This window comes from Tsuneonella sp. HG249 (assembly GCF_053819205.1).
The window spans coordinates 1149832-1162525 of sequence record NZ_JBSOQY010000001.1; the positions used below are offsets into that span (position 1 = coordinate 1149832).

Sequence of the window (12694 nt, forward strand, 5' to 3'; positions counted from 1 at the left end):
GAGTGTTCCTTTGTCTAGCGCGTCGCAGCCATGTCGCCCGAGCTATAGTCGCGCGGGGCGCCGGGGTCGTTGCCGACATTGGGCGCGTGGCGGGCGAACTCGATTCGGGCGATGGCGCGCGCGTGGACCTCGTCCGGCCCGTCGGCCAGCCGCAGCGTGCGCTGGTGGGCGTAGGCGTTGGCGAGGCCGAAGTCGTCGCTGACGCCGCCGGCCCCGTGCGCCTGGATCGCGTCGTCGATGATCCGCAGCGCCATGTTCGGAGCCTGGACCTTGATCATGGCGATTTCCTGCGCCGCGGCCTTGTTGCCGACCTTGTCCATCATGTCGGCCGCCTTGAGGCACAGCAGGCGCGTCATCTCGATGTCGATGCGGGCGCGGGCGACCCGTTCTTCCCACACCGAGTGCTGGTAGATCGGCTTGCCGAACGCTTCGCGGGTCTGCAGCCGCAGGCACATCTTGGCGAGCGCTTCCTCGGCCACGCCGATGGTGCGCATGCAGTGGTGGATGCGGCCCGGCCCGAGGCGGCCTTGCGCGATCTCGAACCCGCGGCCTTCACCAAGGATCATGTTGGTGACCGGCACGCGCACGTCCTTGAGCACGATCTCCATGTGCCCGTGAGGGCTGTCGTCGTAACCGAACACCGGCAGAAAGCGCTTGATGTGCACGCCTTCGGCATCGAGCGGGACGAGTACCTGGCTCTGTTGCTGGTGGCGCTTGGCCTCGAAGTCGGTCTTGCCCATGCAGATGGCCACCTTGCATCGCGGATCACCCGCTCCGCTCGACCACCACTTGGTACCGTTGATCACGTAGTGATCGCCATCTCGCACAATGCGGCATTCGATGTTGGTCGCGTCGGACGAGGCGACCGCCGGTTCGGTCATCAAGAAGGCACTGCGGATTTCGCCTTCCATGAGCGGCTTCAGCCACTCGTCCTTCTGCTCGCGGGTGCCGTAGCGGTGGAACACCTCCATGTTGCCGGTGTCGGGCGCGGAGCAGTTGAACACTTCGCTCGACCAGCCGACGCGGCCCATTTCCTCGGCGCACAGCGCGTATTCGAGATTGGTCAAGCCGGGACCATCGAATTCGAACGTGTCGTCGAGGTGGGGACGTCCCGCCTGCGGGGGCATGAACAGGTTCCAGATGCCCTGCGCCTTGGCGCGGGCTTTCTCTTCTTCGAGGACCGGATTGACGCCCCAGCGATCCTTCTCGTGAGCGGCGCGATATTCTTCGGTGCGCGGGCGGACGTGGGTGTCGATGAAGTGGCGCACGCGGTCGCGCCAGTGCTTCTGCCGCTCGGTGGGTTCGAAATCCATGTCCTGGTCCTCTTCCTATCCGTTTCAATTCGAGACCGTGGCAGAGCTTGGGAGCTGCGCCAAGGGCGTATTAAGGGTGCTGGCCAGTGGCCTCGGGGTCGGCCTTGGCGGCCTGGTCGAGCACGGCGAGCCGCGCCTCGTGTTCCTCGCGGCTGATCGGGAAGCGCCGCACGATCAGCACGAGCACGAGCGCCAGGACCGCGACGCAAGATGCGTAAGACATCGCCAGCGTGTCGACTACTTCTTCCGAGACTTGTCCGGGCTTCGCGCCGTTCGGCATGCCCGAAAGGCTGAGGAGAAAACCGGTCACGAATATGCCCAGGCCCGTCGAGCACTTGGAGGCGAAGAACGCGCCGGCCGCGAAGGTGCCTTCCGACCGCCGTCCGGTCTGCTCTTGCGAGGCCTCGACCACGTCGGCGACCATCGACGACAGGCAGATGGTGGTGATCACGCTGAACAGGTTGGAGAAGAACGTCGCTCCGAACATGGCGAGGATCGCCGTGGTCGTGCCGTCCGGCCACCAAAGGCCGAAGTGCCGCAGGGTGAGGGGGGTGACCCAGCACACCATGCCGAGCAGCCCCGCGACCACCGCCGTGTCTCGCTTGCCGAAGCGCTTCTGGAGGGGGCCCACAGCAAGGAAGCTGCCGACGACACTGGCGAACAGCATCAGCGGATAGAGCTGGAGCGCCCATGGCGGGAATTTCCAGACGAACAGGTAGAGGTAGTTCGAGATCGAGAAAGTAATGCCCTGGCTGGTGATCGCCGCGGCAAACGAGAACATCAACACCACGAACGCGGGATGCGTCAAGCTCTCGCGGATCTCGCCGAAGGCACCGGCAATGCCCTTGCCGGTCGGGGCCGACAGCGGGGTACGGTGCCCGACCCACTTGTGCTGCCCCCATGCCGATATCAGCACGGTCGCCACCATCAGGATCGCCCCGGCGATGCCGTATTGCTGATAGCCTTCGCGCGCGAGCATCGCGTTAGGCAAGAACACGCCATAAGCGAGCAGCAGCATCAACAAACCGCCGCCCCACGCGTTGAGGTAGCGCAAGCGGGTAAGCCGGGTGCGCTCGTCGTAATCGCGCGTGATCTCGGCAACCAGCGCTGCCGAAGGGACTTCGCAGAATGCGACTGCGGCGCGCACCGCGATCGCCGAGATGAGGAGGACCGGGAAGCTAGCCGGCCCGACAGGGGACCACAGCAGGATCCAGAAGATCCCGAGGAAGATAGGCGCCACGTACAAGTACGGCAGGCGACGACCCCAACGGGTATTGGTGCGGTCGCTGATATGTCCGACAATGGGATCGATCAGCCCATCGAAAACCAGCGCGATCAGCAACGCGAGGCTGACCAGCCGCGCGTCCATCCCCAGCACCTGATTGTAGAACAGCAGGAGGAAGGTCGAGAAGCCGTTGTCCTTGATCCCGTAAGCAACGCTGCCGATGCCGTTGGCCACGGCCAGTCGAGTAGGAACTCGGCCCGGTACCGGGGTCATCGTCGCCGCTTGCGCGGTCGTCATGCAGCGCTTCCCGTCGCCTGGGCTTCCATCGCAGAGAGCGCCTCGAGCATGCCGGGCGTCTCGGGATCCCAGCTTCCGCGCTGCCCGATGGTGAGCCCGCCGTCGACGAGAAGCGAAGTACCGGTGATGAAACTCGCCGCCTCGCTCGCGAGGAACGCGCACGCCTCGGCGATGTCGCGCGGCTGGCCGCCGCGTTTCACCGGCTGAGCGTTCGCGCTCATCTGCGCGATCATCGACTTGGCGATGTGCTTGGTCTCGTCCGGCACCTCAAGCGAGGTGGTGAAGATGTTGGTGTTGATGAAGCCCGGCAGGATTGCGTTCACGCGGATGCCGAACTGCGCGAGGTCCGCCGCGGCAACTTTGCTGAGGTGGAGAACAGCGCACTTGGCCACGGCATACGCGGTAGGCGAAAAGCCCGAGGCGGTGGCGGCGACGCTGGCGGTATTCACGATCGAAGCACCCGGGCGGTGCTGCATGTGCGGCACGGCGTAGCGGATGCCGAACGCCACCGAGCGCAGCAACAAGTCCATCGTCCGGTCCCAGTCCGCCGGCTCGATCTCGTGGATTTTCTCCCGCGCACCGCCGGCGCCAGCATTGTTGAAGACTACGTCGATCCCGCCGGTTTCGGCGGCGGCGCGGTCCATCAGCGCCTTGATCTCATCGGTGGAGCATACATCGCATCGCTGGAAGCGGATGTCGCCGATGCCTTCGGATGCGAGCGCGTTCCCGCCCTCCGCATCGATGTCCGCCGCGAAAACGACCGCACCTTCACGTGCGAACAGCCGCGCCGTTTCCGCGCCGATACCCGATGCCGCGCCGGTGACGACGACGGTCTTGCCTAAGAATCGCATGGCCTCTCCCGAGCCTTTGGTATTGCCGGTAGGGTAGGCGGATGGGCCGCCTCGTCAACGGTCCTCGCGATGACGTTACGGCATCCTCGTAAGAAGGGTATGGTCCAAATCGGCGCTTGCTTGGGCCACCGAGTCGGCTTTACGTGTGCGTCAACGAGAGGAGACAATCCCATGGCCGATCTGGACGCCTTCCGCAGCGAAACCCGCGCGTGGCTCGAAGCAAACTGCCCCCCTGAAATGCGTGCACCCGTCCACGACGAGGGCGACGTCTACTGGGGCGGCCGCAACGCCAGCTTCAAGAACGAAGCGCAAAAGGCGTGGTTCGAGGCGTGCGTCGCGAAAGGCTACACGGTCCCCGCGTGGCCCAAGGAATACGGCGGTGCCGGCCTTTCGCCCGCCGAGGCCAAGGTGTTGCGCGAGGAGATGGCGCGGATCAACGCGCGCCCGCCGCTCTCCAGCTTCGGCATCTGGATGCTCGGCCCCGCGCTGCTGCACTTCGGTACTGAAGGGCAGAAAAAGCACTTCTTGAACCAGATTGCGCGCGGCGAAATCCGCTGGTGCCAGGGTTATTCCGAGCCCGGCTCGGGTAGCGACCTCGTCTCGATGCAGACCTTTGGCGAGGACAAGGGCGATCACTGGATCGTCAATGGCCAGAAGATCTGGACCAGCTATGCCGACGAGGCCGACTGGATCTTCTGCCTCGTCCGCACCGACAAGGCGAACAAGTATCAGGGCATCACCTTCATGCTGTTCGACATGCATGGCGGCGGGGTGACCACCAAGCCGATCAAGCTGATCAGCGGCAACAGCCCGTTCTGCGAGACCTTCTTCGACGACGTGAAGGTGCCCAAGAGCTACGGCGAGGACATCCCCGGCTACGTCGGCGAGATCAACCGCGGGTGGGACGTCGCGAAGTACCTGCTCGGCCACGAACGCGAGATGATCTCCGCCACCGGCGGCGGCGACCGCGCGACCTCGCTCGGGGCGACCGCCAGCCGCAAGGGTGGGCTCGACCCGATCCTGCGCGCCGAGATCGCGCTGTTCGACGTGGACGCGCTTGCGTTCACCGCGATGAGCGAGAAGTTCATGGACGAGGTGAAGGTCGGCAAGGGCCACCCCGCGCAACCCAACATGATGAAATACGCCGGGACCGAGCTCAACAAGACCCGCAACGAACTGATCATGGCGGCGGGCGGCTCGACCGCGCTCGAGTGGGACAGCGAGGAAACCGGCGGCGGCAAGCAGGCGCGCGGCTGGCTGCGGACCAAGGCCAACTCGATCGAGGGCGGTACCAGCGAAGTCATGCTCGGCGTGATCGCCAAGCGCATTCTTGAACTCCCGGGGGCCTGATCCGATGGCGCTGTATCATACCGAAGACCAGGCGATGCTCGCCGAGACCGCTGCCCAGTTCATGGGCGAGGAAGGCGCGATCGCCAAGCAGCTCCGCCGCTGGCGCGAGGACTGCCAGGACGGGTTCGGCCACGACCTGTGGAAGCAGATGGCCGAGATGGGCTTCGCCGGCGTGCTAGTGCCCGAGGCCGACGGCGGCCTCGGCATGGGGCACGTCGAGGCGGGCATTGTGCTCGAGGAGATCGGTCGCAACCTCACCCCATCGCCGTTCCTCACCAGCTCGGTCATGGCGGCGACCGCGCTCGGCCACGGCGGAGACGACCAGCGCAGCCGCTGGCTGCCCGGCCTGCTCTCAGGCGACAGTGTCTTCGCGGTGGCGGTCGACGAGGGGCCGAAGCATCGTCCCGAGCGGGTCGCCACGCGGGCGGAGAAGTCCGGCAACGGCTTCCGCCTGAGCGGAAAGAAGGACTTCGTGGTCCACGGGGCGAGCGCGGACATGATCGTGGTCGCCGCGCGCACCGCGGGGTCCGATGACGACGACGAGGGCGTGACGTTGTTCGCGGTGCCGAGGGACGCCAGCGGGATTGGCCACAACTCGGTGCGCCTGGTGGATGGCTCGATGGCCAGCCACCTGACTCTCGACCGAGTCGAGCTCGACGGCGATGCGGTGATCGGCGAAGTCGATGGCGGTCGCGAGGTGTTGAACCGCGTGCTCGATGCCGGGCGCGTTGGCGCGGCGGCCGAGGGTATCGGCGTGGCGCGTGGGGCCATGGACCGGACGGTCGACTACCTCAAGCAGCGCAAGCAGTTCGGCAAACTGATCGGCGAGTTCCAGGCGCTCCAGCACCGCGCCGCGCATCTCTATTCCGAAGTCGAGATCGCCCGCGCGGCGACGATCAAGGCTCAGCAACTGCTCGATGCGGGCAGCGAGCAGGCCAGCCTGTTCGCTTCGGTCGCTAAGGCCAAGGTCGGCAAAGCGGCAGGGCTCGCGGTGCGCGAAGGCGTGCAGATGCACGGCGGTATCGGCATGACCGACGAATACGACATCGGCCTCTACATGAAGCGCGACCGCGCGCTCGCCGAGTTCATGGGCGACGTATATTACCACGCCGACCGCGTCGCGCGGCTCAGCGGCTACTGATCCGGAGATTCTGACATGACCCTCGAAGAGATGTTCGGCCTCAAGGGCCGCGTGGCGTTGGTGACCGGCGGCAGCCGCGGGATCGGCAAGATGATCGTCGAAGGCTTCCTCGCCGCGGGGATCGAGCGGGTCTACATCACCGCGCGCAAGGGCGGCGAGCTGCACGAGGCGGCGGCCGAGTTGGGCGGCAAGGTGATCCCGATACAGGGCGACATCTCTACGATGGCGGGGATCGAGGAACTGGTGCGCGAGATCTCCAGCAAGGAGGGCAAGCTCGACATCCTCGTCAACAACGCCGGCGCGGCGTGGGGCAACGACTTCGAGGAGTTCCCCGAAGAGGGCTGGGACAAGGTCATGGACCTCAACGTCAAGACCCCGTTTTTCCTCACCCAGAAGCTGCACGGCCTGCTCAAGGCCGCCGCCAGCCAGGCGCACCCGGCCAAGGTGATCAATATCACCTCGGTCGACGGGCAGCGGGTCAACCCGTGGGAGACCTACAGCTACCAGGCGTCGAAGGCCGCGCTGATCCACCTCACCCGGCGGATGGCCGCGCGGCTGGTCAAGGACCACATCTACGTCACCAGCCTGGCACCGGGCGCGTTCCCGTCGAACATGAACAAGGTCGCGCGCGACCACGCCGAGGCGAGCGCGCAGGGCATCCCGAACAAGCGCGTCGGCGACAAGCGGGACATGGGCGGCACCGCGGTTTACCTCGCCAGCCGCGCGGGCGACTACACGGTGGGCGAGACGGTCACGGTCGACGGGGGGATCGTAAACGCCCACCTGCCGACGCATTTCGCGGACCCCGCCGGAGGGCGCTGAAGCGCGGGCGCGGCACACTGACCGGGGGGCTATGAAAAAGTTCGCCGGCACCCTCATTGCCACTCGGCGCCAGCTCGGGCAGCGACTGCATCGAGCCTGCGCAGCAGCCGAAAAAGCGTGGAATTTTCGGACTTTGCGGTGATTGCGGTCATTCGGCCGCGATAGATGACCGGGCGCACCATCGGGGCGTCGAGACGCGCGAACAGCGCTTCATTCGTGACTTTTCGATAATCCGCCTTGGTCGCCGATGGGCGGCCGGAACCGGGCACCGCCAGCACCCGGTCCCACGCGCTGGCGAAGCTTTCCGCCCCATCGCGCTAGTGCAGGCGATGCGCGCTTTCACGCGTCATTCCACCGGGCGCGCGGCGGCGGTGACCGATCCGGTGAAGTAGAGCTCTGCCAGAAAGCCGCACTGCCGCGCCACGCTCCATCCGTCGCGCCGAGCGCGCGTGCGGACAGGATGAAAGAACCCCGGCCGACGCCGGACCAGATGCGCAGGACGCTTCGCCATCCGCGAGGATAAGGCAGATCGGCGCGATGTAGGAAAGTTGCTTCGGATCGATGCCCCGTAAGGCTCAGGCTCGATCGATACGTCATGCTGCCCAGCGCGCGCAAACCATCGGCAAATCATCGGCCAAACCTCGTGCACCCATCATGGACCGTCTCCCCGGCCGTCATCATCCTGCGCACCAGTCGATCCCGTCGACTGCTCGGCGACTCTTCGAGCCGCCATGGAAACGCTACGGAGGGGAAAAGTGATGGCGTACTCGAGAACCACAGCTCTAGTAGGAGCAACCACAGTTGGGACATCCCTGCTGCTCAGCGCGGCCGCGCTTGCGCTGCCTGCGTTCGGCGACTGGGCTGTACCTATGAACGCGGAGCAGTTTCCTGGCGCTTCAGCGGGCGTCAACACCTCTGCGGTCGACGGATGTGTGTCGCTGTCGCACGACGGGCTGACGATGGCATTCAATTCCAATCGCAGCGGCAATCAGGACATCTACATCGCCAGCCGAGCCGATGCCGGTGCTGGCTTCGACGAGCCGCAGCGGCTTCCCGATCCGATCAATACATCGGCCGATGAATTCTGCCCCACCATCGCAGCGGGCAACCGGCTCTATTTCTCACGCGCCAGCAGCTCCGATCCAGGCGACCTCTACGTCAGTCAGGGGAGCAAGTCCAAATCATGGGGCCCGGCACAGTCGCTGGGGCCGCTGGTCAACACGTCGGCCATGGAGGAAGCGGCGGCATTCTATGAGGACGACGGCCGACGCCCCGTTATGCTATTCTCCCGCCGGCTCGCGAACGGTTCGCAAGGCCAGATACTGCAGATTGTAGATGGGAGCTTTGTCACCGCCGTTGCCGGCGGCGTTAATGCAGTCGGGTCCAACAACCGGCCCAGCGTGACCCACGACGGGCGGACGATTTTTTTCGATTCCACCCGCCCCGGTGGACGCGGTGAACCTGACTTGTGGTCCGCCACCCGCTCTTCCAATCTGGTTGCATTCGGTGCGGCCAGTCCTCTGACCGACCTGAATTCGAGCGGTTTCGATGCCCGTCCGACAATTAGCTGGGATGGTACTGAGCTGTTTTTTTCATCAAATCGTGCGGGCAGTGAGTCCTCTGCCCCGGATATCTGGGTTTCGAACAGACCACGACCAGGGCGCTGAACGGTCTGGTTGATTCGAAAGCAAACATTCCGCTTTCGCTTCCGGCATCGCGAAAGCGGAAGTTGTCTGCCGAGTTCTCAGTCCATCAGCCGTTGCATCAGGTACACGTATTGCAACGCCTGTAGCTTCGCGCGCTGGGCGTTGTCGACGCCGCCCGAGTGGCCGCCAGTCATGTCCTCGTAGTAGTAATAGGGCTGGCCGTTGGCGCTCATCCGCGCAGCCGCCTTGCGGGCATGGCTCGGGTGGGTGCGGTCGTCGGCGGTGCTCGCCCAGAAGAACGGCATCGGGAATTTCACCCCCTTCACCAGCTTCTGGTAGGGCGAATAGGGTTCGATCCACTTGCGTTGTTCGGGGTCGCGCGGGTCGCCGTATTCGCCGATCCACGAGGCTCCGCGGCCGATGAAGGGCAGGCGCAGCATGTCGAACAGCGGGATTTGCACAACTGCAGCGTTAAACAGCTCGGGCCGCTGGGTGATGGCGGTGCCCACCAGCAAGCCACCCTGGCTGCCGCCCATGACGCCAAGCCGGCGGGGGCTGGTGAGGCCGCGCCTCACGACGTCGTCGCCGATCGCGATGAAGTCGTCCCAGGTACGCTGCTTGTTCGCTCCCATCGCGGTCTGGTGCCATTCCGGCCCGAACTCGCCGCCGCCACGCATGTTACCGAGGACGTAGGCGCCACCCTTCTCGAGCCACAGCTTGCCGAGCGTTCCGGAGTAGCCGGGAAGCTGGGGCACCTGGAACCCGCCATAGCCGTAAAGCAAGGTCGGCGTGCTGCCGTCGAGCTTGACGCCTTTCTTCGATACCACGAAGTAGGGGACCTTGGTGCCATCCTTGCTGGTCGCTTCGAACTGCTTGAATTCGAGGCCCGTGGCATCGAACCGCGCGGGGCTGGTCTTGAGCACCGCCGGCGCGCCGCTGCCGTCCGAATACCAGAGCTGCGACGGGGTGAGGAAGTCGGTCGAGGAGAACATCACCTCGCCGGTCTCGTCGGACGCGGCAGCGATGCCGAGGGTGGCGTTCTGCGGAAGAATGACGGGCGTCGTGTTCCACTTGCCGTTGGCAAAGTCGAACCGCAGCACGCGTCCGCGCACGTTGTCCAGCAGGCTGACGTAGAGCGCGTCCTTGGTGATGGCGCTGCCCTGCTTGGTCTGCTTCGGCCCGGGGGCCCAGACAAGGGTCTTCTTCGCCCCGTTGGGGTTCGCCTTGAACTCGTCGAGGTCCGCCGAGACGATAGCGTCTGCGGGGAAGGTCTGCCCGCCAGCCTTCCATTCCACGTCGGTCGAGAACAGGATGCGCCCATCGACGATGCCGGCAAGGCTGGCCTTGAGCGGTATGTCGAGCTTGAGCCACTTGCCTTCGTGCCAGACGTAATTCTCGCTCTCGAAGAACGACACTCCGCGCGAGGCGACCCGCCCGTGAATGGTCCCGGCGGCATCGCGGAGCAGGTAAGCGCCTGACGACACGTCCTTGGCATCGCCGCGGTAGATTTCCGGCGCGTCCTCGATGCGCGTGCCGCGCTTCCATTCGCGCGTGGTGAAGGGATACTGGCTTTCGGTGACGGTGCCGCCGCCGAAGTCGCGGCTGACGAGCAGCGTGTCGGCATCGATCCACTGCGCGCCGCCTTGGCTTTCGGGCAGGAAGAACCCGTCCTTAACGAAGCTGCGGGTGGCGACGTCGAACTCGCGCATCTCGGTGGCGTCCTTACCCCCGTCGGACAGCGAAACGAGACAACGCGTGCCGGCGGGCGGCAGGCAGCTCATGCCCTGATACACCCACTCGCGTCCTTCGGCCTTGGCGAGGGCGTCGATGTCGAGGATGGTTTCCCACACCGGATTATCGGTGCGATAGCTCTCCAGCGTCGTCACGCGGACGAGACCGCGGGGGTTCGCCGGGTCCTGCCAGAAGTTTACCAGCCCATAAGGGGTGATGCTGACGCCGGGAATGCGGTCCGCGGCGTCGAGAATGGCCAGGGCTTCGGCCTGCAGCCGGGAGTAGCGCGGATCGCGCGCGAGCGTCTGGTCGGCCCGCTCGTTCTGGGCCCGGACCCAAGCGAGCGCCGGCTCGCTGCGGGTTTCCTCCAGCCACACGAACGGGTCGTCGGCGGCAGCTTGCGATGCGGGGGCGGCTTCTTGGGTCTGGGCGGACAACGGGGCTCCGATCGTCAGGGCGGCAGCAAGGGCGATTGCCGAAACGTGCTTCAAGTGAATTCTCCTCGGGTTCTGGCTTTCCTATCGCGTTGATGGCGAAGGGAAAAGGGGATTGGGGCGGGAATAACCTCAGCCCATCATTCCCCGCACGAAGTCGATCAGCCCGGTTTGCCGCCTCCGCTTCATTCGCTCGGCATTGAGGATCTGGCAGACCTTCGCGAAGCAGGAATCGACGTCGTCATTGATCACGACGTAGTCGTAGGCGTCCCAGTGGCTGATCTCGGCGCGGGCCCGATCCATCCGGGCGTCGATCACCGCCGCGCTGTCCTGCGCGCGGTTCTCGAGCCGGCGTCGCAGTTCCTCGATGCTCGGGGGCAGGATGAACACCGCGACCACGTCCTGCTTGTCCTTCTGGATGAGCTGCTGGGTGCCCTGCCAGTCGATGTCGAACAGGCAGTCCTGCCCTTCCTTGAGGCCGGCGCGGATGTGCCCTTTCGGGGTGCCATAGCGGTGGCCGAAGACGTGCGCCCATTCGTAGAAGTCGTCGTCCTCCACCATCCGCTCGAACGTCGGCACATCGACGAAGTGGTAGTGCACGCCGTCGACTTCACCCGGGCGGGGAGGGCGGGTGGTGACGCTGACCGAAAGCTTGATCGTCGGGTCGGCAGTGAGCAGCATGCGCGAGATCGTCGTCTTGCCAGCGCCCGAGGGCGAGGAAAGGACGAACATCAGACCGCGCCGCTTGAGGGTGTTTGCGGGTAAGGTGTCGCCGGCCATGCGCGCTCCTGCCCCGAGCGCGCTTAACAAATCAAGCCTGAAGGGGGCTCATTCCTCCGCCATCTTCTTGAGGGTCTGGTCGCCCGAACGGCGCGACAGGCGCTTGCTGCGGCCGCGGTCGTACAGCGTCTTGGCGAGGAGGCCCGTGCCGATGAGGATCGCCCCGGGCACGGAACGGGTGGCGTAACGCGCGAGCATGCCGCTCACGAGCGTGTTCACGAGCGAGCGGTTCTCGACGATCGCCTTCGCGCCAGCCCCGCCGTAGCGGCCGCGCAAGAGCCCCTTCTCGAGCGTATGACGCACCAGCCTTCCGCCGGCGCGCATTGCGACGTCCTGGATGATGAGGTTGGTGGCCGGGTTGGTGCTGGGCCCGAACACCTTGTCGCTGTCGCCGGTCGCGGCGGCCACCGCCTTACCGCCGGCGTCGGTCATCCCGCCCGACGCTTCGGTGGTCTGCTTCAATTTGGTCTTGGCAGGCCTGCGCGCCATCTCCGCTCCCCGGTGCGGCCGCGCTGCCGCGGGCCTATTTCTTGCGGCCGAAGTCGACCGTGACGACGTTCGAGCCGTCTTCGCTTTCGGTAACGACGACATCCGAGCCGCGTTCCGACCCGTCGTTCTCGGCCTCGTCGTGCGTCTCCGGCATCATGTCGGCCACCGTCGCCTGGAACTGCAGCCCGAAATCAACGGCGGGGTCGACGAATGCGGTGATCGCGCCGAACGGGATATCGAGCTTGGCCGGCACCTGGTTGAAGGTGAGGCTGACGGTGAAACCGTCATCGCCCACCTTCAAGTCCCAGAACTTGTTCTGGAGAACGATCGTCATCTCGTCGGTGAATCGCTCGCGCAAGTGCGGGGGGATGGAGACCCCGGGCGCGCCGGTCTTGAAAGTGATGTAGAAGTGGTGGTTGCCGGGCAGGGTACCGCCACCGGCCTCGACTTCGCCGAGCACCCGGCCGACCACGGCACGCAACGCCTCCTGCACGATCTCGTCGTAGGGGATCAGGCTGTCGGGGGTCTCTTCGCTCATCGAGGGCACAGGTGGCGGCGCGGCGCGGCGGGGTCAAGCCGGAAAGCTCCGGCGCGCGGGCAGCAAGCGCGGATTGC

13 protein-coding genes are annotated in these 12694 nt (G+C 65.5%); 4 read left to right on the forward strand and 9 right to left on the reverse strand.

All coding sequences use genetic code 11. The features are described 5' to 3' along the window. Window positions 1–14: 14 nt before the first annotated feature. The 3 genes from ACWPM1_RS05735 to ACWPM1_RS05745 form a co-directional block, all read right to left on the reverse strand. On the reverse strand, window positions 15–1313 hold the full coding sequence (locus tag ACWPM1_RS05735) for an acyl-CoA dehydrogenase family protein (protein WP_455693874.1): 1299 nt from the start codon (window positions 1311–1313) through the stop codon (window positions 15–17). Between the two features lie 70 nt (window positions 1314–1383). Then, the gene (locus ACWPM1_RS05740; protein WP_455693875.1) at window positions 1384–2835 is read right to left on the reverse strand and encodes an MFS transporter; all 1452 of its coding nucleotides are present in this window, start codon (window positions 2833–2835) and stop codon (window positions 1384–1386) included. Then, the gene (locus ACWPM1_RS05745) at window positions 2832–3686 is read right to left on the reverse strand and encodes an SDR family NAD(P)-dependent oxidoreductase (RefSeq protein ID WP_455693876.1); all 855 of its coding nucleotides are present in this window, start codon (window positions 3684–3686) and stop codon (window positions 2832–2834) included. Before ACWPM1_RS05745 ends, ACWPM1_RS05740 begins: the two co-directional genes overlap by 4 nt. A 171-nt stretch (window positions 3687–3857) precedes the next feature. Between ACWPM1_RS05745 and ACWPM1_RS05750 the strand changes: the two genes are divergently transcribed. From ACWPM1_RS05750 to ACWPM1_RS05760, 3 genes are read left to right on the forward strand one after another with little or no spacing between them, the layout of a single operon-like run. Then, on the forward strand, window positions 3858–5036 hold the full coding sequence (locus ACWPM1_RS05750) for an acyl-CoA dehydrogenase family protein (protein WP_455693877.1): 1179 nt from the start codon (window positions 3858–3860) through the stop codon (window positions 5034–5036). Window positions 5037–5040: 4 nt separating this feature from the next. Next, a complete protein-coding gene (locus ACWPM1_RS05755; RefSeq protein ID WP_455693878.1) occupies window positions 5041–6177 on the forward strand; it encodes an acyl-CoA dehydrogenase family protein in 1137 nt (378 codons plus the stop codon). A 15-nt stretch (window positions 6178–6192) separates the two neighbouring features. Then, entirely contained in the window at window positions 6193–6999 is an 807-nt protein-coding gene (locus ACWPM1_RS05760) for an SDR family oxidoreductase (protein WP_455693879.1), read from the forward strand. A 53-nt stretch (window positions 7000–7052) separates the two neighbouring features. On the opposite strand, the gene ACWPM1_RS05765 is transcribed toward ACWPM1_RS05760, so the two are convergent. Together ACWPM1_RS05765 and ACWPM1_RS05770 are read right to left on the reverse strand one after the other, a co-directional pair. Beyond that, the gene (locus tag ACWPM1_RS05765) at window positions 7053–7268 is read right to left on the reverse strand and encodes a hypothetical protein (RefSeq protein ID WP_455693880.1); all 216 of its coding nucleotides are present in this window, start codon (window positions 7266–7268) and stop codon (window positions 7053–7055) included. Window positions 7269–7345: 77 nt separating this feature from the next. Further along, on the reverse strand, window positions 7346–7510 hold the full coding sequence (locus ACWPM1_RS05770; protein ID WP_455693881.1) for a hypothetical protein: 165 nt from the start codon (window positions 7508–7510) through the stop codon (window positions 7346–7348). Window positions 7511–7868: 358 nt separating this feature from the next. Here ACWPM1_RS05770 and ACWPM1_RS05775 point away from each other — a divergent pair, with 358 nt between their 5' ends. Continuing rightward, window positions 7869–8666, forward strand: coding sequence for a hypothetical protein (locus ACWPM1_RS05775; RefSeq protein ID WP_455693882.1), 798 nt, complete (start codon window positions 7869–7871; stop codon window positions 8664–8666). Window positions 8667–8743: 77 nt separating this feature from the next. On the opposite strand, the gene ACWPM1_RS05780 is transcribed toward ACWPM1_RS05775, so the two are convergent. The 4 genes from ACWPM1_RS05780 to ACWPM1_RS05795 form a co-directional block, all read right to left on the reverse strand. Beyond that, a complete protein-coding gene (locus tag ACWPM1_RS05780; RefSeq protein ID WP_455693883.1) occupies window positions 8744–10867 on the reverse strand; it encodes a prolyl oligopeptidase family serine peptidase in 2124 nt (707 codons plus the stop codon). Window positions 10868–10942: 75 nt separating this feature from the next. Continuing rightward, complete coding sequence (gene gmk, locus ACWPM1_RS05785) at window positions 10943–11590, reverse strand: guanylate kinase (RefSeq protein ID WP_455693884.1); 648 nt, start codon at window positions 11588–11590, stop codon at window positions 10943–10945. A 48-nt stretch (window positions 11591–11638) separates the two neighbouring features. Then, complete coding sequence (locus tag ACWPM1_RS05790; protein WP_455693885.1) at window positions 11639–12079, reverse strand: hypothetical protein; 441 nt, start codon at window positions 12077–12079, stop codon at window positions 11639–11641. Window positions 12080–12113: 34 nt separating this feature from the next. Then, window positions 12114–12617, reverse strand: coding sequence for an SspB family protein (locus ACWPM1_RS05795; RefSeq protein ID WP_455693886.1), 504 nt, complete (start codon window positions 12615–12617; stop codon window positions 12114–12116). Between the last annotated feature and the right edge of the window lie 77 nt (window positions 12618–12694).